Source organism: Planococcus daihaiensis, assembly GCF_049262615.1.
GTDB lineage: Bacteria > Bacillota > Bacilli > Bacillales_A > Planococcaceae > Planococcus.
Genome location: NZ_CP175504.1, coordinates 2991306 through 3010964, shown reverse-complemented (window position 1 = coordinate 3010964; position 19659 = coordinate 2991306). Strand labels below are relative to the sequence as shown.

Annotated in this window: 19 protein-coding genes, 1 tRNA gene and 1 riboswitch; of the genes, 2 read left to right on the top strand and 18 right to left on the bottom strand. The window is 48.2% G+C overall.

Annotation, left to right across the window (positions count from 1 at the left end; all coding sequences use genetic code 11):
* Nucleotides 1-31: 31 nt before the first annotated feature.
* The 9 genes from DHX103_RS14985 to DHX103_RS14945 all read right to left on the bottom strand — a co-directional run bounded on the left by DHX103_RS14985 (nt 32) and on the right by DHX103_RS14945 (nt 7142).
* Nucleotides 32-105: transfer RNA gene (locus DHX103_RS14985), tRNA-Arg, on the bottom strand.
* 147 nt (nt 106-252) lie between these two features.
* Nucleotides 253-852 (bottom strand): XTP/dITP diphosphatase, encoded by a 600-nt coding sequence (locus DHX103_RS14980; RefSeq protein ID WP_422123022.1) that lies wholly within the window; start codon nt 850-852, stop codon nt 253-255.
* Complete coding sequence (rph, locus tag DHX103_RS14975) at nt 849-1598, bottom strand: ribonuclease PH (protein ID WP_422123021.1); 750 nt, start codon at nt 1596-1598, stop codon at nt 849-851. The genes DHX103_RS14980 and rph overlap by 4 nt, the downstream gene beginning before the upstream one ends.
* Nucleotides 1599-1674: 76 nt before the next feature.
* Nucleotides 1675-2484: a glutamate racemase gene (racE, locus tag DHX103_RS14970; RefSeq protein ID WP_422123020.1), complete on the bottom strand. Its 810-nt coding sequence runs from the start codon at nt 2482-2484 to the stop codon at nt 1675-1677.
* 10 nt (nt 2485-2494) lie between these two features.
* Nucleotides 2495-2947 carry a MarR family winged helix-turn-helix transcriptional regulator gene (locus DHX103_RS14965; RefSeq protein WP_422123019.1) on the bottom strand — a complete coding sequence of 151 codons (453 nt, stop codon included), beginning with the start codon at nt 2945-2947 and terminating at the stop codon, nt 2495-2497.
* Between the two features lie 75 nt (nt 2948-3022).
* Nucleotides 3023-3490 carry an acyl-CoA thioesterase gene (locus tag DHX103_RS14960; protein ID WP_422123018.1) on the bottom strand — a complete coding sequence of 156 codons (468 nt, stop codon included), beginning with the start codon at nt 3488-3490 and terminating at the stop codon, nt 3023-3025.
* A 448-nt stretch (nt 3491-3938) separates the two neighbouring features.
* Nucleotides 3939-4706, bottom strand: coding sequence for a succinate dehydrogenase iron-sulfur subunit (gene sdhB / locus DHX103_RS14955; RefSeq protein WP_422123017.1), 768 nt, complete (start codon nt 4704-4706; stop codon nt 3939-3941).
* Between the two features lie 33 nt (nt 4707-4739).
* On the bottom strand, nt 4740-6488 hold the full coding sequence (gene sdhA / locus DHX103_RS14950) for a succinate dehydrogenase flavoprotein subunit (protein ID WP_422123016.1): 1749 nt from the start codon (nt 6486-6488) through the stop codon (nt 4740-4742).
* A gap of 45 nt (nt 6489-6533) precedes the next feature.
* The gene (locus DHX103_RS14945; protein WP_422123015.1) at nt 6534-7142 is read right to left on the bottom strand and encodes a succinate dehydrogenase cytochrome b558 subunit; all 609 of its coding nucleotides are present in this window, start codon (nt 7140-7142) and stop codon (nt 6534-6536) included.
* A gap of 203 nt (nt 7143-7345) precedes the next feature.
* On the opposite strand from DHX103_RS14945, the gene DHX103_RS14940 reads away from it, so the two are divergent.
* Entirely contained in the window at nt 7346-7747 is a 402-nt protein-coding gene (locus DHX103_RS14940) for a YslB family protein (protein ID WP_422123014.1), read from the top strand.
* A gap of 260 nt (nt 7748-8007) precedes the next feature.
* Here DHX103_RS14940 and DHX103_RS14935 read toward each other — a convergent pair whose 3' ends face one another.
* From DHX103_RS14935 to trxA, 4 genes are all read right to left on the bottom strand, one after another.
* The gene (locus tag DHX103_RS14935; RefSeq protein WP_422124795.1) at nt 8008-8931 is read right to left on the bottom strand and encodes a nuclease-related domain-containing protein; all 924 of its coding nucleotides are present in this window, start codon (nt 8929-8931) and stop codon (nt 8008-8010) included.
* A gap of 326 nt (nt 8932-9257) precedes the next feature.
* Nucleotides 9258-10469 carry an aspartate kinase gene (locus DHX103_RS14930; protein WP_422123013.1) on the bottom strand — a complete coding sequence of 404 codons (1212 nt, stop codon included), beginning with the start codon at nt 10467-10469 and terminating at the stop codon, nt 9258-9260.
* 145 nt (nt 10470-10614) lie between these two features.
* Nucleotides 10615-10788, bottom strand: a riboswitch (Lysine riboswitch).
* A 41-nt stretch (nt 10789-10829) separates the two neighbouring features.
* A complete protein-coding gene (uvrC, locus tag DHX103_RS14925) occupies nt 10830-12623 on the bottom strand; it encodes an excinuclease ABC subunit UvrC (protein WP_422123012.1) in 1794 nt (597 codons plus the stop codon).
* Nucleotides 12624-12670: 47 nt separating this feature from the next.
* Nucleotides 12671-12985 carry a thioredoxin gene (gene trxA, locus DHX103_RS14920; RefSeq protein WP_144838922.1) on the bottom strand — a complete coding sequence of 105 codons (315 nt, stop codon included), beginning with the start codon at nt 12983-12985 and terminating at the stop codon, nt 12671-12673.
* 301 nt (nt 12986-13286) lie between these two features.
* On the opposite strand from trxA, the gene DHX103_RS14915 reads away from it, so the two are divergent.
* Complete coding sequence (locus DHX103_RS14915) at nt 13287-14543, top strand: DNA polymerase thumb domain-containing protein (RefSeq protein WP_422123011.1); 1257 nt, start codon at nt 13287-13289, stop codon at nt 14541-14543.
* A gap of 57 nt (nt 14544-14600) precedes the next feature.
* On the opposite strand, the gene DHX103_RS14910 is transcribed toward DHX103_RS14915, so the two are convergent.
* The 5 genes from DHX103_RS14910 to DHX103_RS14890 all read right to left on the bottom strand — a co-directional run bounded on the left by DHX103_RS14910 (nt 14601) and on the right by DHX103_RS14890 (nt 19580).
* Complete coding sequence (locus tag DHX103_RS14910; RefSeq protein WP_422123010.1) at nt 14601-15569, bottom strand: electron transfer flavoprotein subunit alpha/FixB family protein; 969 nt, start codon at nt 15567-15569, stop codon at nt 14601-14603.
* A 62-nt stretch (nt 15570-15631) separates the two neighbouring features.
* The gene (locus DHX103_RS14905; protein ID WP_422123009.1) at nt 15632-16405 is read right to left on the bottom strand and encodes an electron transfer flavoprotein subunit beta/FixA family protein; all 774 of its coding nucleotides are present in this window, start codon (nt 16403-16405) and stop codon (nt 15632-15634) included.
* Nucleotides 16406-16425: 20 nt separating this feature from the next.
* Nucleotides 16426-17199, bottom strand: coding sequence for an enoyl-CoA hydratase (locus tag DHX103_RS14900; protein ID WP_422123008.1), 774 nt, complete (start codon nt 17197-17199; stop codon nt 16426-16428).
* A gap of 16 nt (nt 17200-17215) precedes the next feature.
* Entirely contained in the window at nt 17216-17800 is a 585-nt protein-coding gene (locus DHX103_RS14895) for a TetR/AcrR family transcriptional regulator (protein WP_422123007.1), read from the bottom strand.
* An 88-nt stretch (nt 17801-17888) separates the two neighbouring features.
* Nucleotides 17889-19580, bottom strand: a complete 1692-nt coding sequence (locus tag DHX103_RS14890; protein WP_422123006.1) for a long-chain-fatty-acid--CoA ligase — start codon at nt 19578-19580, stop codon at nt 17889-17891.
* Between the last annotated feature and the right edge of the window lie 79 nt (nt 19581-19659).

The window sequence follows — 19659 nt, the reverse complement described above, 5'->3', positions numbered from 1 at the left end:
CAATGAAAGAGGCTGCTTAACTGCATAATTACGTCCCAGGAGCGATTCGAACGCCCGACCGACGCCTTAGAAGGGCGTTGCTCTATCCAGCTGAGCTACTGGGACATGGCTTTCTGCTCAATGCTTGATCCAGGCTGAAGCAGCCGGCCATGCATTCTATTTCGAAAGACAATTTTAATTATAGAAATCTTTTACGAAAAAGTCAACGCTATTTTAAAAAAACATTTAAAAACGGTGTATCCGGGCCAAGACTCAGTTGCCGGTCAAGCCCGGCATCGCTTTCCCTAATTCCCGTATAGCATTTCCACGATGGGAGACGGCTGCCTTTTCGGCAGGCTCCATTTCAGCCATCGTTTTTTCGAGTGCCGGAACATAAAAGATCGGATCGTAGCCAAAGCCGTTATCGCCTTTTCGTTCATCGGCAATCAGGCCTTCACACGTGCCTTCGAAAATGATCGTTTCCTGGCCGGGCGATGCCAATGCCAGTACGCAGCGGAAACGCGCCGTCTTTTCGGCTGCGGGAACCTGCACCATTTTCTGCAGCACTTTGTCGATATTCGAATCGTCGTTCTTTTCTTCGCCTGAATAGCGTGCAGAATAAACACCCGGTTCGCCGTCCAGCGCATCGATTTCGAGGCCGCTGTCATCCGCGATAACGGTGGCCTGCAGCTCCTGTGCGATCGTTTCCGCTTTCAGGATCGCATTCGCTTCGAACGTATCCCCTGTTTCTTCCACGTCGAGGTGCGGAGCGACATCATGCAAAGTCAAAACTTTATAGCCCATCGGCTCGAGCAAAGCTTCAAAATCCTTTGCTTTGCCTTTGTTTTTCGTCGCAATGATTATCTCTTTCATAATTCCGACCGCGTTTCTTCTCCGATACGCGCTGCGGCTTCACCCAGAATTTCTTTCTGCAATTCGATCAGGTGGCGGATGCCGGTTTCTCCAAGATCGAGCATGTCATTCAATTGTGCGCGTGTAAATGTCGCCTCTTCGCCGGTGCCCTGCAATTCGACAAAATTGCCTCCACCCGTCATGACAAGGTTCATATCAACTTCAGCCGTCGAGTCCTCAATATAATCCAAATCGAGGATGGCGCCATTTTCTTTCGTCAAGCCTACGCTCGTGGCAGCCAAATAATCCGTGACCGGAAAAGCTGTCAGTTCCAATTTGCTGATGGCCATCACCATTGCCACAAATGCGCCGGTGATTGATGCTGTCCGTGTGCCGCCGTCTGCCTGGATTACGTCACAATCGAGCCATAGCGTGCGTTCGCCCAGTTTCTCAAGATCCACAACAGCGCGCAATGCGCGTCCGATGAGGCGCTGGATTTCCATCGTACGGCCTCCGATTTTACCTGCAGAAGCCTCGCGGCGATTGCGGCTTCCCGTGGCGCGTGGAAGCATGGAATATTCAGCTGTAATCCAGCCTCTCCCCTGGCCTCTCAGGAACCCGGGCACTTTCTCTTCTATGGTTGCCGTGCAAATTACTTTTGTTTGGCCGACCGTAATCAGGACGGATCCTTCCGGATGGATCAAAAATTCAGTTTGCATTTTTACCGGACGCAGTTCGTCCGCTTTTCTTTCATTTGCTCTAGTCATGGATATCCTCCTTGTATTTACTCGATTAGCGTACCATATTTTATTGAAACCGACAAAAAACCCGACAGCAGCGCCATCAGGTTTTGGGGAATTTTATGGAATGAATGACCGGCTTGTCGATTTCCAGCCATTTTTTAATTATCGTCTGAAAAATTGTTGTTGAACCCGAGGTGTAGAACTCGTGAACCGGCTGCCGTTTTGCATCCGCGAGCATATTCCGAAAGCGCAAATGATTTTCGACGTCTTTTGCCGTTTCCGAAGCAGAAGATAAAACGGTCACAGACGGACCGAATTTCTCTTCAATGAACCCTTGCAGCAGCGGGTAATGCGTGCAGCCAAGAATCGCGGTATCAAACGATTTATGGTCCAGCTGCGCCAATGTGTCGCGAACCATCTTCCGGGCAAACTCGCCCTCATACTCATCACTTTCCACCAACGGCACAAACCTCGGACAAGCGAGCTGCACCACGTGGCACGAAGACATCAGGGATTTCAGCGCATCTTCATAAGCACCGCTCCTGACCGTCCCTTCCGTTCCAAGCACGGCAATTTCTTTCGTAACGGAAACTTTCATCGCCGCCCGCGCACCCGGAAAAATGACGCCGATCACCGGGATCGGCAATTTTCGCTGCAGGGAATCGAGTGCTGCTGCAGTAGCCGTATTGCAGGCGATCACCAGCACTTTAATGTTTTTTTTCATCAGTGCACGCGCCATCTGCCAGGTATATTTCCTGACTTCCGACTGCGGCCGTGGACCATATGGACACCGGGCATTGTCTCCGATATAAATCACTTTTTCATTTGGCAGGAGCCGCATAATCTCTTTCGCTACCGTCAGTCCTCCGACTCCGGAATCAATCACTCCGATTGGTGAATTTGCTAGCATTGTTCCGCCCCTATTTCATGTTTGTGTGCAATTTTTCCAGTAAAAAAGAAAATTGCTTCACTTCATCTTCGTTGAATTCCGTCAGCACATTCTGCAAATAATCCTGTCGTTTATGGATTACTTCTTCAATAATCCGCTCGCCTTCTTTTAACAGCTTAATGCGGACCACGCGGCGATCCTGCTCTTCACGAATGCGGACGACCAGTTCATTCTTTTCCATCCGGTCGACAAGATCCGTCGTCGTGCTGAAGGCCAGATACATTTTGTTCGACAGATCGCCGATCGTCATATCGCCATGTTCGAACAGCCATTGCAGCGCAATGAATTGCGGCGGCGTTATCGTATAGGAATTAAGGATTTCCCGGCCTTTTTGCTTGATGATACCGGAAATATAACGTAATTCCTTCTCCATAAACGCTACCTGCTCCCTATCATGGGTTAGGTCATTTAAATTCTCTGTCATAATTATTGTCCACTCCTTGAATACACCTATTACTTTATATAGTGAAGGTTCTTTTCTGATTTAGCAAGAACTGACTTAATTTTCTGATGAAATTAATTGGCGGCTGCCGAAAAGTTCTTTTTCAGTTTCTGTCCACGGATGGCCTTTGCCGGTCGCTTTGGAAATCTGCACCATCGCGCCTCGCCCTGTAAAGCAGGTTTCGCCTTTTGCGTTGACGACCCAGTAATGGACATCGATCGATGACCTGCCGACGGAAGCAATTTTCACGTACACATCCAGCAGTTCATCAAAATAAACCTGCTGCGTATAATCGACTTGCATATCCGCAATCACCGGAAATAAATCGCCATTGCCTTTCAACCAGCGCTGCATCAGGCCCAACTCTTTCATGTATTCAATCCGCGCAAACTCAAAATAGGTGATCGGCACCGTATTGTTGACGTGACCGAACATATCCGTTTCGGAAAAACGGACCTGCACGCGGGTGGAGAATTTGAACTCTTCTTTCCATTGATCAAAATCTGTAATGTAGTTTGCTTTCATGTGAATGCCTCCAGTTAAATATCGTTTACTATTTTATCAGTATAACAAAAACCGGTGTTCGGGGCGCCGATTTTCATTTTCTAAAGTTCGTATTGATAAATTTATGATATGTAAGATGATCTAAAGAATTACCGTTAAGATAACACTTCGTCGGTTTGGACATGGCAAAGGTTATGCTCCTGCACACAGCTAGTCGCAAAGGTGCGCCATCTGCGGTTGGCGACCTTCCCCTGCGCTGAGAGAATAGCTGAGATATGGAGCAAAATAGCGCAGACGCCATGGGGACCAAGCGAAGTGCTGAGATCCACTCGGACGAAGTGAAACGAGACCGAGTTAGCTCAGTGCAAGCCCCCAGGCAAGCGAAGCTGTTTTGCGGAATATCGGTTATCTGAAATTCCTCTCCCTATACAAAAAACCCCCACCGAAGTGGAGGTTTTTATGGATTTAATTAAACTGCATGGTCGCTTCCGAAGAAGTTGCGGAACATTTGAACCGTTGTTTCACGGTTCAACGCTGCGATTGAAGTTGTCAAAGGAATACCTTTAGGGCAAGATTCAACACAGTTTTGTGAGTTACCGCATGATGCAAGGCCGCCTTCGCCCATGATAGCGTTCAAACGCTCGTCACGGTTCATGGCGCCGGTCGGATGCGCGTTCATCAGGCGAACCTGGGAAAGTGGCGCAGCGCCGATGAAATCGGATTTATCGTTGACGTTCGGGCATGCTTCAAGGCATACTCCGCAAGTCATACATTTTGATAGTTCGTAAGCCCATTGGCGTTTGCGTTCAGGCATACGTGGACCTTCGCCAAGATCATGTGTTCCGTCAATCGGAACCCAAGCTTTGACTTTTTTCAATGAATCGAACATGCGGCTGCGGTCAACGACAAGGTCGCGGACAACCGGGAATGTTTTCATCGGCTGCAAACGGATTGGCTGTTCCAATTGATCGACCAACGCTGTACACGACTGGCGTGCTTTGCCGTTGATGACCATTGAACATGCGCCACAAACTTCTTCAAGACAGTTCATGTCCCAGTTTACAGGTGTTGTTTTGTTCCCTTCCATATTGACAGGGTTGCGTCGGATTTCCATCAATGCCGAAATGACATTCATGTTCGCGCGGTATGGTAATTCGAATTTCTCGAAGTACGTTTCTGCATCCGTTGAGTCACGGCGTTCGATTTCAAAAATTACCGTTTTTGCTGCTTCACCCATAGTAATTCTATCTCCCTTCATTGAATCGTAAAGTTATGCTTTGGCTGAATAATCACGCTTACGCGGTGGAATCAATCCTGTATCGACTTCTTCGAAATGGAAGATTGGTGCCTCGTAGCCATTGAATTTCGCCATAGTCGTTTTCAAGTATTCTTCATCGTTACGTTCCGGGAAATCAGGTTTGTAATGTGCGCCGCGGCTTTCATTGCGGTTCAACGCGCCAATCGTGATCACTCGTGCTAAATGTAGCATATTTTTCAGCTGGCGTGTGAACATTGCGCCTTGATTGCTCCAAAGTTGTGTATCCGTGATGTTGATATTATTGAAACGCTCAAGCAATTCCTGAATTTTTTCGTCCGTTTTCTGAAGACGGTCGTTGTAACGAACAACTGTTACATTATCCGTCATCCATTCGCCAAGCTCTTTGTGCAGCACATATGCGTTCTCTGTTCCATCAAGTGCCAGGATTTCTTCCCATTTGCGCTGCTCTTCAGCAACTGCATTATCGAAGATGTCTGAAGGCATATCTTCTGCCAGAACTTCAAGGCCATTGATGTATTCAAGAGCGAACGGTCCTGCCACCATACCACCGTAGATCGCGGAAAGAAGTGAGTTCGCGCCCAAACGGTTTGCACCGTGCTGCGAGTAATCACATTCTCCTGCCGCCAAAACGCCTGGAATGCTGGTGAATTGGTGATCATCAACCCATAATCCGCCCATTGAGTAATGGACTGCCGGGAAGATTTTCATCGGAACTTTACGCGGGTCGTCGCCTGTGAATTTCTCATAGATCTCGATGATGCCGCCAAGTTTAATGTCCAATTCTTTCGGGTCTTTATGGGAAAGATCCAGGTAAACCATGTTCTCGCCGTTGATACCGAGCTTTTGGTTAACGCAGACATCGAAGATTTCGCGCGTTGCGATATCACGAGGTACCAGGTTTCCGTAAGCCGGATATTTTTCTTCAAGGAAATACCAAGGTTTGCCGTCTTTATAAGTCCAAATCCGTCCACCTTCACCACGAGCCGATTCCGACATCAAACGAAGTTTGTCGTCTCCCGGAATTGCCGTTGGGTGAATTTGGATAAATTCGCCGTTTGCATAATATGCGCCTTGTTGATAAACGATGGAAGCGGCAGCTCCTGTATTGATTACGGAGTTTGTCGATTTCCCGAAGATGATTCCTGGTCCGCCGGTAGCCATAATGACAGCATCTCCGCGGAACGCCTGGATTTCCATAGTCGTCATGTTCTGAGCAGTGATCCCGCGGGATACACCGTTTTCATCCAGAATCAGACCCAGGAATTCCCAGCCTTCGTATTTCGTTACAAGACCGCTCACTTCGTGGCGACGGACTTGCTCATCAAGAGCGTAAAGCAATTGCTGGCCGGTAGTGGCGCCGGCAAAAGCCGTTCTATGGTGCATCGTGCCACCGAAACGGCGGAAATCCAAAAGACCTTCCGGCGTACGGTTGAACATAACGCCCATGCGGTCAAGCAAGCGGATAATCGCTGGCGCCGCATCTGTCATCATTTTGACCGGACGCTGGTTGGCAAGGAAATCCCCGCCGTAAACCGTGTCGTCAAAATGGATATCAGGTGAATCGCCTTCACCTTTTGTATTTACCGCTCCGTTGATTCCGCCCTGTGCACAAACCGAGTGGGATCTTTTAACCGGAACGATTGAAAATAAATCGATTGACGCACCAGCCTCAGCGCCTTTTACAGCCGCCATTAAACCGGCAAGCCCGCCACCGACAATAATAAGTTTGCCTTTCGCCATTTTGGTATTCACTCCTCTTTTAATTCACCAATAATCGATTTCGTATTAAACGAATGCGAATAAAGCACGGATACCAATTACTGACAATACCAGGAACACCACTAGTGTGAAGTATGTCGTATATCGCTGAGCTTTTTCAGATTGCGTGATTCCCCATGTGACAAGGAATGACCATAATCCGTTCGCAAAGTGGAAAGTTGCTGCAAGTACACCGGCAACGTAGAATGCAAACATCCATGGGTTGTCCAGAATGTTGGCCATCATGTTGAAATCAGCTTCTGCTGCGCCGATTGCCACCTGGAAGCGGGTTTCAAATACGTGCCATGCGATGAAGACTACAAGGAATACCCCAGTGTAACGCTGAGCCTTAAATAGAATGTTGCGCATATAGCTGTATTTCCCTACGTTGTTGCGCGATGTGAACGCTATGTACACACCATAAAAAGCGTGGAACATAATCGGCAAATAAATAACGAAAATCTCCAGGAAAATTACGAACGGTAGGTTCGCCATGAAGTGGGATGCGGCATTAAATGCCTCGACACCTTGTGTTGCGAAGTGGTTGATAAACAAATGCTGTACAAGGAATAAACCGATTGGAACAATTCCCAGCAATGAGTGCAACCTGCGCAATAAAAATTCACGATTATCCAAAACTGTTAGCCTCCTCAAAACATTAATAAGGCAGTGAACGTTGCTATCGATATTTTACGAAAGCATCCATTGACTGCATGGAACATCATGATACAATAATATGACATATTTATTGTACTCCGCTCGATTAGGAGCGTCAAGGCAACAAGCGTTAATTCAACAGATTCCCTCCCGGGTTTCACCTAATTGAAAGTGGGTTTATAATGACTGCAAAAGAACCTGTAATAAACGAGCATTTTGGCTATGAAATTATTCGTGACTATGTATTATCCGACGTATTGGGAAAGCACGAGAGTGACGTCCTCTATTGGGCCGGCAAATCACTTGCCCGCAAATTCCCACTTTACACTCTCGAGGAAGCAGCCGACTTCTTCCTCCAAGCAAATTTTGGCGAATTGGTGACAGAAAAGACAGGCAAAGACGAAATAATTTTCCTGTTGCGCCCATTGAAGACAGAAAATCGCTGTTTCAAACTGGAAGCCGGCTTTTTGGCCCAGCAAAAGCAAAAAATTGGCGGATTCTTGACGGAAGCTTACGAAGAAGTGCTGCCGAAAAAGAAACTGGTACGGATTACGCTGAAAACGGATCTGCGCGAGCAAGTTTAATCCAAATACGCTGTCGATTGGCCGTCTCCGCGGGTGTGGGGGCGGTTTTTTGGGGGGGATTTTCGGGGTGGTGTGTGGGGATCAGGATTTATTTGCGAAGTTCGGAATTTGTTTGCGATAATTCGGATTTATTTGCGCAAAATGAAATTTGTTTGCGATAATCCGGATTTGTTTGCGCAAAATCGATTTTATTTGCACATCCAGCTAAAACGAGAAATAACCACCAAAAAACCACTTTCCATGAAAGTGGTTTAGCTTCATCATTTGGAGTGATACTTCCGATTTTTATTAGACCCGGTTTTTATCAACCCGCTTTTTGCCAACATTCTGGATGCTGAATAAATTGACTCCACTCCACTAAACCGTCGAAATTCTTTACTATCAATTTCTTGGTTCACCAAAGCGAAGTACTCTTGTAGAGTCAACTTATGCGCATCCCTATCCCGATGGCCGCAAGCTTTACAATGCCAGATTCTATACAACCGCTCCACCGCAATCTCCCGGCACTCGACGCACTTCACACCCATTTTCAACTCCCGCGGATCTATCCGGTAATAATCGCATAATGGCGGACGCACGTAAGGATAATTATTCGACTCGATCAACTTGCGGATCTTGCTCGGCTTAGGGGAGTCAGCCGATGTTTTCTGCGATTCCAGAATTCGGTAAACCGTTTCGACCACCTGATATGTCTTGCAGATACTCTGGCCCACCGGCCTCGAAATAAATTCACAATGCCTTGGCGTGAAAACTGCCACGCCGAAAACCGGTGGATGCAGGACCTTCCTTTTATCCAGCCATAACTCGAGAAAACGAATATGCTTCGCCAGTTGCACCCGCGGATCGTCAAATACCCACTTTTCGCCTTCATTGTTGAATCGATAACATTCGGATGTCGCCGCATCAAAATGGATCTTCCCGCTGATGTTTTTCGAGTCGATGATAATTATGCAGCGCGGGGTCACCAGCAGGCCATCAATTTGAACTTTCCAGTCACCCAGCCGCAAACCGGTATCCCACAGGAGTTCAAAAGGTTCATGCCAATGAAACTCGACCATTTTATCATGCAGCCGCTGCTCGCCTCGCACGCCAGCTTCATACCGGTGCAGCTCTTTTTTAAGATGCGCCTGCTCCCGATGCCCAGCCGGCAGCCGCTCCATCAGCAGCCGCAAACATTCTCCCATTTCCAAACTTTCCTCCCCTATCCGAATCGCCACCTTCCAAGTAAGTTATCTGAATTATAACACTATTATATAGAAGAAAGTCGACACACTTTAAGCTTGCACTCACCAATAATTCAAACCCTGATTTGAAAGCAGTCCGCGGACGCGGACTGCCCAGTGGCGGGGCACGGCCCCGCCCGATCTTGGGTAATAAGGGGCTCAGTCCTTAGACAAGGATTAACGAAAAATCCCGCTTTTATCTCGCATAGGTTGTGGGAATTTCGCTCCCATAACGAAAGAACCCGGCAACCGCCGGGTTCTGAGACTTGCATTAGTTAGTTTATACTTCATCCAAGCCCATAAGCCGCATGCAGCGTATTCGCCGATTTTTCCATATCCGCACCCGGTACCACGACGGAAATTTTGATTTCCGAGGTGCTGACCATTTTCACCGGAATTTCCGATTGGCGCAGGATGTCGAACATGCGGGCAGCGACGCCCGGATTCGAAACCATGCCGGAGCCGACGATGGAAACTTTCGCCAGGCCAACTTCAAATTCGGTGGACAGGTAGCCGATCGCTTCTTTATTGTCCTCAAGCACGCGACGCACTTCTTCCAGACTGTCTTCTTTTATTGAAAATGATACCGAGGGCTGGAATTCGTCCGAGATGCTTTGGACGATGATGTCCACATCGATCAGGTTTTCCGCCAGCGTCATGAAGATATTCGCGAGTGAACCGTTGAAAGGTTTATTGTATGTAACAGTTACACGAGCGATGCCGGGCTCAAATGCGACGCCACGGACGATCAGATTTTTTTCCACAGTGACCACCTCTTGTATGATAGTTCCCGGTTCGTCGGAATAGCTTGCCCGAACGGTTAATGGGACGTTGTTGTTTTTCGCAAATTCCACGGCGCGCGGATGCAGTACTCCGGCACCGAGATTGGCGAGCTCCAGCATTTCGTCGTACGAAATCTGTTCGAGCTTGCGGGCACCACGGACATAGCGCGGGTCGGACGTATAGACACCGTCGACATCCGTGAAAATGTCACATTTCTCCGCTTTCAACGCAGCGGCCAGCGCCACAGCGGTCGTGTCGGAACCGCCGCGGCCGAGTGTCGTGATATTGCCGATGCGATCGACGCCTTGGAATCCGGCGACGACGGCGAAGAAGCCTTTTTCCAGCACCGCTTCCAGCCGCTCGGTGTGGATCTGTTCAATCCGTGCATTGCGCGGCACGGATTCCGTTTCGATTCCCGCCTGCCAGCCGGTGAACGATACCGCTTCGTGGCCGAGCTGCTTGAATGCCATCGCCAATAAAGAAATCGTCACCTGCTCGCCAGTTGCCAGCAGCATATCCATTTCACGTTTCGGCGGTTCGACCGAAATTTCTGCCGCCATCCCGAGCAGCGTGTCCGTTGTCTTGCCCATTGCGGACACCACGATGACGACGCGCTTGCCTTTCTCTTTTTCCACAATGGCCCGTTTCGCGACCCCAATAATTTTCTCGGGGGTCGCCACCGACGTGCCGCCAAATTTCATCACGATTGTTTCCATCTTCCATCCACTCCCACATTAGTATGTGGCTCTCAATATGACTGGCACATGCGTCCACATGGACACCGGCACCAGACACAAAAAGAGGCAGCCTGCCGTCGAACCGGCAAACTACCTCTTTCATCATGTACGAAATAAAACGTCCATGTGAGATAGCCCTCCAGAGATTGACTCTGACAGCTCTGCATCTCTTAAATGCAGAACCAGCGTGTTCGGCTGCAGCCTTCACACACTTCGGCGAGCGTCCCTTTCCCCATCCTTCACAGATTCTGCAAATCTCCGAATGGTTACTGTTGACGGTCGCGCCTCTATCACCACTTTTTAAAAGTGATCTAAATATGCTTTTACGATAACACGAACTTACTCCTTTGACAATGTTTCATCTGTAAAATACTGCTGAATCGATTCCGCCAGCTTCTCGGGCATGCCCGCTTCCATCAACTGGGCAGCGTCCGCTTCTTTGATTCGTTTGACGGATCCGAAATGCTTGAGCAGCTGTTGCTTGCGTTTCGGTCCGACCCCTTCCAGTCCATCGAGCGCGGAAACAATCGAGTTCTTGCCGCGCAATTGGCGGTGGAACGTGATGACGAAGCGGTGGACTTCATCCTGAATGCGCTGCATCAGGTAAAACGCTTCGCTCGTCCGTTTGAGCGGCACCACTTCCACCGGATTGCCGTACAATAATTGCGACGTCTGGTGCTTGTCATCTTTCGCCAGGCCGGCAATCGGAATCGACAAGCCGAGTTCATCTTCCAGAATCTCGCGCGCCGATGACATCTGCCCTTTGCCGCCGTCAATGACGATGAGATCCGGCAACGGCAAGCCGTCTTTCAGCACACGCGTATAGCGGCGGCGGATAACTTCCCGCATCGCCGCGTAATCATCGGGTTTCGAACCGGTGCGCGTTTTATATTTTCGGTAATCCTTTTTGGAAGGCTTGCCGTCGATGAACGTAATCATCGCCGATACAGCGTCCGCCCCTTGGATATGCGAGTTATCGAACGCCTCAATGCGCAGCGGCGTCTGGATGTTCATCGCATCGCCAAGTTCCTGGCAGGCGCCGATCGTCCGCACTTCCTGGCGTTCCAGCAGCTGAAACTTCTCTTTGATGGAGATTTCAGCATTTTTCTTCGCCAGCAGCACAAGGTCTTTTTTCTTGCCACGCTGCGGCACGAGCGTTCGGATATCGAGCCAATCCTTGACCAGTTCCGCATCTTCGCCCTCCGGCAATAGGATCTCACTCGGTTTCACATGATTTGATTGTTCGTAAAATTGACCGAGATAAGTCATGAATTCTTCCTGCGGATCCCGGTAAAGCGGAAACAGCGAAACATCCCGTTCGATCAGTTTGCCCTGGCGCACGAAAAAGACCTGCACACACATCCAGCCCTTGTCGACGGCATAGCCGAAAACGTCGCGGTTGGTGAAATCGTTCATCGCCATCTTCTGTTTTTCCATGACGTTTTCAATGTGGCTGATCTGGTCGCGGTATTCCTTGGCGCGTTCAAACTCGAGATTTTCCGCCGCTTCCGACATTTTCTCGACGAGGTCCTGTTTCACATCCCGGAAACCGCCGTTCAGGAATCGCGAAATCCCGTCGATCATTTCCGTATACGTTTCTTTCTCCACCGGTTTGATGCACGGCGCCAAACATTGCCCCATATGATAATAAAGGCAGGCGCGGTCCGGCATCTGATGGCATTTGCGCAACGGATACAGCCGGTCGAGCAGTTTTTTTGTTTCGCTCGCCGAATAGGCATTCGGGTAAGGGCCGAAATATTTCCCTTTGTCCTTTTTCACCTGCCGCGTAATGATCAGCTTCGGATGCCGTTCCCCCGTTATCTTTAAATAAGGGTAGGATTTATCATCCTTCAGCATGATATTGTATTTCGGATCGTATTTCTTAATGAGGTTCAATTCGAGAATCAGCGCTTCCTTATCAGAAGACGTGACGATGTATTCGAAATCCTCGATTTCATTGACGAGGCGCTGGGTTTTCGCATCGTGGCTGCCCGTAAAATAAGAACGCACCCGATTTTTCAGCACTTTCGCCTTGCCCACGTAGATGATAGTTTCCTGCCGGTCCTTCATCAGGTAGCAGCCTGGCTGGTCGGGAAGGACCGCCAATTTATGTTGAATCATTTCATTTGCCATATTCTCACCCTATTAAAAAACCGGGCCACCCAGGACCCGGTTAAGAATTATGCGTGTTGGTTAACCAAATCAGCTAATGCTTCTTTTGGTCTGAATCCTACAACTTTATCAACTGTTTCTCCGTCTTTCAATAGAAGAAGTGTCGGAATTGACATGATGCCGTATTGTCCAGCTGTTTCTTGGTTTTCATCAACGTCCACTTTTACGATTTTAACTTTATCGCTCATTTCAGCGTCCAGTTCTTCAAGTACCGGAGCTATCATCTTACATGGACCGCACCAAGTTGCCCAAAAATCAACTAGTACTAATCCTTCTGATACTTCTTGTGAAAAGTTTTGATCTGTTCCGTGTACGATTGCCATGAATAATTCCTCCTTAGTTTTACCAAACTCTTAACCGATTATAGCACGCGTATTTTTCACTAGCTATTTTTTTGCCTATTGTCAGTTTACCCTCTAAAGTGGCAGATAAACGGAACAATTCCATATGCTATTATCTCTCTCAAAATATTCCGGTTGGAGCTATCTTTATTTCCGCATAATGAAAATCTGCGATTCCTGCCAATATTTGATGGGGATTCTTTTATTTCGGAAAAGAGGATTGTTCGACGTGATTTGGAGGTATAGAATAAGAACAAATGTTCTTATTCTGGGAGGCGACGATATGAAGACGAAGGAATTGCCTGAACGGACCATTGTCTGCCTGGATATGCGCGGCTTCTACGCCAGCTGCGCAGCCATCCGGGAAGGGCTCGACCCGTTAACTGCCCATATCGCCGTTGTCGGCAACCAGGAACGAAAAGGCAGTGTCGTCCTTGCGGCATCGCCGCAGATGAAAAAAGACTTCGGTGTAAAAACCGGCACGCGGCTTTATGAAATTCCGGATGATCCGCGGATTCGGCTGCTCGAGCCGAAAATGGAATTTTTCCTGCGCATTTCCATGGCGATCACCGAACTCATTGCGGAATTTGTGCCAAAGGATGCGGTTCATGTCTACAGCGTCGACGAAAGCTTTATCGATCTCACGCATGTCGGCTTGCTGTGGGGCGACAAAGAAGCGCTCATCACTCATATTCAGGATGCTCTGCTCCGGCAATTCGGCCTGCCTTCCGCGGTCGGCGTCGGGCCCAATATGCTGCTGGCAAAATTGGCGCTGGATCTGGATGCCAAGCAGCTCGGCTTCGCCAAATGGACCTATGACGACGTGCCGGAAAAATTATGGCCCGTAGCTCCGCTCAGCAAAATGTGGGGAATCGGTTCCCGGACGGAACGGACCCTCAACAGCATGGGCATTTTTTCCGTGGGCGATCTCGCCTGCACCGACGTCAAAACGCTGGAAGAGCGCTTCGGCATCCTCGGCCACCAGCTGTATCAGCATGCGAACGGCATCGATCTGTCGGAACTCGGTTCTCCCATAGTCGCCGGCCAGGTCAGCTACGGCAAAGGGCAGATTCTTTACCGCGATTACATAGAAGTGGAAGAAATCATGACGATCATTCTGGAAATGTGCGAAGACATCGCGATGCGCACCCGCCAGGCCAGAAGAGCGGGACGCACCATCCACCTCGGCGTCGGCTACAGCAAAACCGCATTCGGCGGCGGCTTTTCCCGCTCCCGCTCATTGGAGGAAGCGACCAATGAGACGCTGCAGATCTACAAAGTATGCCAGGTGATTTTCAATGACCATTTTCAGAACAAGCCTGTCCGCCAAATCTCGATTTCCATCGGCAACCTGGAAGAGGAATCGTCGATGCAATTGAGTCTCTTTGAAGCACGGAAATGGGAAGAACGCCGGCTCGGCGCAGCGATGGACCAGATCCGCAATAAATACGGCTATTCTGCCATCTACCGTGCCGTCTCCGGCACCGAAGCGGGCACCGCCATCGCCAGAACCCGGCTGATCGGCGGACATCAGAAATAATTCCAAAACAAAAATGGCCCCGCACAAGCAATGCTTGTGCGGGGCCGTTCCTTTATTTTATGCCATTACTTTCTTAAACTCTTCAGTCAACATCGGGATGACTTCGAAAATGTCTCCGACAATGCCGTAGTCTGCAACTTTGAAAATGTTCGCTTCCGGATCTTTGTTGATCGCCACGATTACTTTCGAGTTGGACATACCCGCTAAATGCTGGATCGCGCCGGAAATGCCCGCTGCGATGTAAAGGTCAGGTGTTACGACTTTACCAGTCTGTCCGATTTGAAGGGAATAATCGCAATACTCCGCGTCACATGCTCCGCGGGATGCGCCAACTGCGCCGCCAAGAAGGTCAGCAAGTTCCTGCAATGGTTCAAATCCTGCTTCACTCTTCACGCCGCGTCCGCCTGCCACGATGACTTTCGCTTCTGAAAGGTCAACACCTTCAGCAGATTTGCGGACAACGTTTTGGATGATCGTGCGCAGGTTCGTAATGTCTACCGCTAATGCGCTGACATCTCCAGAACGTTCTTCTCTTTCAAGTGGTGCGATGTTGTTTGGACGGACAGTGATGAAGTCTACGCCGCCTTTATTTTTTACTTTCTCAAATGCTTTACCGGAAAAGATCGGGCGGATGTAAACTGCATCGTCGCCTTCGCCTTCGATGTCTGTAACGTCAGAAATCAAGCCGGTTTGCAATTTGGAAGCGATTTTTGGAGAAAGGTCTTTCCCGACAGCCGTATGCCCGAACACCAATGCACCAGGCTGTTCCTGGTCGATAACAGCCATCATTGCCTGGCTGTAGCCATCAGATGTATAAGATTTCAAGTGAGGGTGTTCAACTGTGATGACACGGTCAGCGCCGTAATTCACCAATTCAGCTCCGAATTCCCCTACTGAATCACCGATCAAAACACTTACAATTTCTCCGCCGCCGGAGATTTTTTTAGCTGCGGCAATTGCTTCAAATGAAACGTTACGCAATGAACCTTCACGCGTTTCGCCTAATACTAATACTTTTTTCGACATAGTCCGTTTACCTCCTAAGTAGATGTAAAAATTCGAATCCATTCATTTATCCCACATTGGGTTTAGATTACTTTTGCTTCATTTTTCAACAATCCGACAAGTTCAGTGACCTGGTCAGAAATGTCGCCTTGCAATACGCGCCCTGCAGCTTTAGCAGGCGGCAAGTAGATTTCGATTGTTTCTGTTTTCGCTTCAACATCTTCTTCATCAATATCCAGATCATCGAGCTCAAGCTCTTCAAGCGGTTTTTTCTTCGCTTTCATGATCCCTGGAAGTGAAGGATAGCGTGGCTCGTTCAAGCCTTGTTGCGCAGTTACCAGCAGTGGCAATGAAGTTTCAAGCTCTTCAGCGTCCCCTTCGATATCGCGAACGATCGACACTTTTTGGCCTTCAATTTTCAGGCTCGTGATTGTCGTGACATAGTTGATGTCCAACAGGTCGGCAACGCGGGGGCCGACTTGACCTGAACCGCCATCGATTGCCACGTTACCCGCGAGGATAAGGTCAGCTTCTTTATCTTTCAGATATTCAGCCAATATATAAGCTGAAGTGAACTGGTCCATTTCTTCTATATCGTCTTCAGTGTTGATAAGAACCGCTTTGTCGGCACCCATAGCAAGTGCTGTGCGAAGCTGTTTCTCTGCTTCTTCTGCGCCCATTGTGATGACGGTAACTTCGCCGCCGTGCTCATCGCGGACTTTGATCGCTTCTTCAATCGCATACTCATCGTAAGGATTGATGATGAATTCTGCGCCGTCTTCCTGAATCTTACCGCCTGAAATGACTAATTTTTCTTCTGTGTCGAATGTACGTTTAACTAATACATAAATGTTCATTAACGTAGACCTCCCAAGTATTATTTCCCTTTAAAATGTGCTTCACGTTTTTCCAGAAACGCCTGGATTCCTTCTTTTGCATCTTCGGACACAAATACGGTACCGAATGAATCCGCTTCCGCTTTTACGCCTTCATAATAGCCTGCATGCTTGGCATACTGAAGCATATCAACCGCGGCGCGAACTGAAACCGGGCTCTTCTTGGCAATCTTCTTGGCAATTGTAAGCGTTTGCGGAAGAAGGTCTTCTTCCGGATAAGCCCGGTTCGCCAAGCCAAGTTGAGCAGCTTCCGTTCCGCTGATCGGATCGGAAGTCAGGAGCATTTCGGCTGCTTTCGCAACACCGACATATCTCGGCAGTCTTTGTGTTCCCGCAAAGCCAGGAATAAGGCCAAGCTGAAGTTCCGGCAATCCAAGCTTAGCATTTTCTGCAACAAAACGCATTTGACAACTCATTGCAAGCTCCAGCCCACCGCCAAGTGCCGCGCCGTGAATTGCGGCGATAACAGGTTTATGGAAAGTTTCCACACGTTCAAAAACTTTCTGGCCTGCAGCTGCCAGTTTTGAAAATTCTTCACCCGAACTGACTTGTGTGAATTCTTTGATGTCGGCTCCAGCTGAAAAGAATCTGCCCTCGCCGTGCAATACGATTGCGCGGACCGAATCATTGTTTACAACCTCATCCAGCAATTCGTTCACTTCCATAATTAACGAGCGCGACAAAGCGTTTGCCGGCGGACGGTTGATCGTTGCGATTGCAACGCCGTCTTCTACACGATAACTGATAAATTCCATCTATAAAACCCCTCTCTCAGGCACGCATGCCTTTCATCAATAAATGATGGACTTTTGGTGCCAATTCAACCAAATCGTATTTTTGCTCATTCATGACCCACGTCGTAATTGTCTCATCCATCGTTCCGAAGACCATCTGCCTCGCCAGCCGAACATCCATCTCCGGGTCGAATTCCTTAGTTTCCATGCCGTTAATCAGAATCTGATCAAGCAACAACAGATATTCCCGCAGAACATTATTGATCTTCAGCCGGATCTCGGTATTGGATTGTCTCAGTTCGAGCTGGGTAACGATAGCCAGATGGATATCCCCGGCCAGCAAGGTGAAATGGCTTTCAATCATATGCTTCAGTTTTTCAGCAGCAGAATGGTCTTTTGCAAGAATCTGTTCCAGATTGCTGACGAAAACAGCCATCTTTTCCTGAAAGACCGAAATGAGAATGTCTTCTTTGTTTTTGAAATACAAATAAATTGTACCATCCGCAACCCCTGCTTGTTTAGCGATTTTGGAAACCTGTGCTTGATGATAGCCATTTTCTGCAATGACAATGACCGCTGCATCAATTATCTGCTTATATTTCGGTTTATCCTTTTTAACCAATTCCTCACCACCCAAAAAAAATATGAAAATATGAATGGCGATTCATTCATATTTTCATATTATAGTTTAATGCTTATGGTGTCAAGCTTTATGACGGTACGGCTTCAGTCTGTTTCGCTTTTTCTTCATCGATAAGCGAACGTCGAAGAATTTTGCCGACTGCCGTTTTCGGAAGTTCTGTACGGAATTCGTAGATGCGCGGAACTTTGAATGCAGCCAGATGCTCTCTGCAGAATGCATCAAGTTGCTCTTCCGTAATGGACATGCCTTCTTTTAATACGATATAAGCTTTCACTGTTTCTCCGCGGTATGGGTCCGGTATGCCAGCAACGACACATTCCTGAATCGCTTCATTTTCATACAGGATTTCTTCAATCTCCCGTGGGTAGATATTGAAACCACCAGCGATAATCATATCTTTCTTGCGGTCGACGATGAAGAAATGTCCGCCTTCATCCATATACCCAAGATCGCCAGTCATTAACCAGCCATCAACAATAGTCGCAGCCGTAGCTTCTGGATTATTCCAATAGCCTTGCATAACCTGTGGCCCTTTAATGCCAATTTCACCAATTTCGCCGTGTGCCACTTCTTCCGTTGTACCCGGTTGGAACACTTTGCAGTCTGTATCGGGATAAGGGATGCCAACTGAACCTTTGACTCTTTCTCCCCATACGAGATTCGAATGCGTAACAGGTGAAGTTTCTGTCAGTCCGTAACCCTCCACGAGGCTGCCACCAGTGATTTTCTCGAATTTCTCCTGAACTTCAGCCGGCAGTGGAGCGGATCCGCTTAAGCAAGCGCTGATTGAAGAAAGGTCGTATTTCGCGATGTCTGGATGGTTCATCAATCCGATATAAAGTGTCGGTGCTCCAGGGAATAAAGTCGGCTTTTGCTTATTGATCGTTTTCAATGCCGTTTCCGGATCGAATTTCGGCAGAAGCACCATTTTATTGCCTTGCATAACCGATAGGATGAGAACTGTCGTTAAGCCATACACGTGGAATAACGGGATGATGCCAAGAACGGTTTCTTCACCGTGTTTTGTCTTGTATAACCAACGGTCGCACATTGTTGCATTTGAGATCAAGTTTTTATGGGTAAGCATGACGCCTTTCGGTGAACCGGTCGTGCCTCCTGTATATTGCAGCAGAGCCAAATCCTTTTCAAAATCAAATTCCGGTGTCTGAACTTCACCAGACGCAGTTTTCATGATTTCTGAAAACAGGTGGTTGCTGCCGCGATGCTCCACTTTCACCGTGATGCCGTATTGCTTTTTCTGAATAAACGGATAGATCATGTTTTTCGGGAACGGAAGGTATTCCTTGATACCCGTTACGATAACGTTTTCAAGATCCGTCTCCTTCATCACTTTCGTGACTCTCGGATACAGGATGTCCATTACCAGTATTGCTTTTGCACCAGAATTTTTCATCTGATAGGCAATTTCGCGTTCTGTATACAACGGGTTCGTCATCACCACTACCCCACCAGCATAAAGAATACCATAAAAGCCGATCACAGCCTGCGGCGAGTTTGGCAACATGATTGCAACGCGGTCACCTTTTTTGATGCCAAGTCCCTGCAGGTAGCTGGCGAATTTCATCGCCGACTCATGCAATTCCTTGTAGTTAACGTCCTTGCCCATGAAATGAATTGCCGTTTTGTCCGGAAAAGTCTCAAACGTATGTGTGAGGTAATCCTGTACGGGTTTGCTTTCGTATTCCAATGTATGTGGAATCTCAGGCGGATAATGGGCGAGCCATGGTTTTTCTGTCATTCTTTTTTCCTCCTTCGTATTTTGAGAATCGTGTGAATATTCCTATTTTAATTATAGAGAAAATTGTCAGCGCTTACAA

Excerpts from the sequence above, each read along its gene's own strand:
- racE (WP_422123020.1), bottom strand. The coding sequence starts at position 2,484 with ATGCTAGCAAATTCACCAATCGGAGTGATTGATTCCGGAGTCGGAGGA.
- sdhA (WP_422123016.1), bottom strand. The coding sequence starts at position 6,488 with ATGGCGAAAGGCAAACTTATTATTGTCGGTGGCGGGCTTGCCGGTTTA.
- DHX103_RS14910 (WP_422123010.1), bottom strand. The coding sequence starts at position 15,569 with ATGTCGAAAAAAGTATTAGTATTAGGCGAAACGCGTGAAGGTTCATTG.
- DHX103_RS14935 (WP_422124795.1), bottom strand. The coding sequence starts at position 8,931 with ATGGGAGAATGTTTGCGGCTGCTGATGGAGCGGCTGCCGGCTGGGCAT.
- DHX103_RS14915 (WP_422123011.1), top strand. The coding sequence starts at position 13,287 with ATGAAGACGAAGGAATTGCCTGAACGGACCATTGTCTGCCTGGATATG.
- rph (WP_422123021.1), bottom strand. The coding sequence starts at position 1,598 with ATGACTAGAGCAAATGAAAGAAAAGCGGACGAACTGCGTCCGGTAAAA.
- DHX103_RS14940 (WP_422123014.1), top strand. The coding sequence starts at position 7,346 with ATGACTGCAAAAGAACCTGTAATAAACGAGCATTTTGGCTATGAAATT.
- trxA (WP_144838922.1), bottom strand. The coding sequence starts at position 12,985 with ATGGCAATCGTACACGGAACAGATCAAAACTTTTCACAAGAAGTATCA.
- uvrC (WP_422123012.1), bottom strand. The coding sequence starts at position 12,623 with ATGGCAAATGAAATGATTCAACATAAATTGGCGGTCCTTCCCGACCAG.
- DHX103_RS14965 (WP_422123019.1), bottom strand. The coding sequence starts at position 2,947 with ATGACAGAGAATTTAAATGACCTAACCCATGATAGGGAGCAGGTAGCG.
- DHX103_RS14960 (WP_422123018.1), bottom strand. The coding sequence starts at position 3,490 with ATGAAAGCAAACTACATTACAGATTTTGATCAATGGAAAGAAGAGTTC.
- DHX103_RS14900 (WP_422123008.1), bottom strand. The coding sequence starts at position 17,199 with ATGGAATTTATCAGTTATCGTGTAGAAGACGGCGTTGCAATCGCAACG.
- DHX103_RS14930 (WP_422123013.1), bottom strand. The coding sequence starts at position 10,469 with ATGGAAACAATCGTGATGAAATTTGGCGGCACGTCGGTGGCGACCCCC.
- DHX103_RS14980 (WP_422123022.1), bottom strand. The coding sequence starts at position 852 with ATGAAAGAGATAATCATTGCGACGAAAAACAAAGGCAAAGCAAAGGAT.
- DHX103_RS14890 (WP_422123006.1), bottom strand. The coding sequence starts at position 19,580 with ATGACAGAAAAACCATGGCTCGCCCATTATCCGCCTGAGATTCCACAT.
- DHX103_RS14905 (WP_422123009.1), bottom strand. The coding sequence starts at position 16,405 with ATGAACATTTATGTATTAGTTAAACGTACATTCGACACAGAAGAAAAA.
- sdhB (WP_422123017.1), bottom strand. The coding sequence starts at position 4,706 with ATGGGTGAAGCAGCAAAAACGGTAATTTTTGAAATCGAACGCCGTGAC.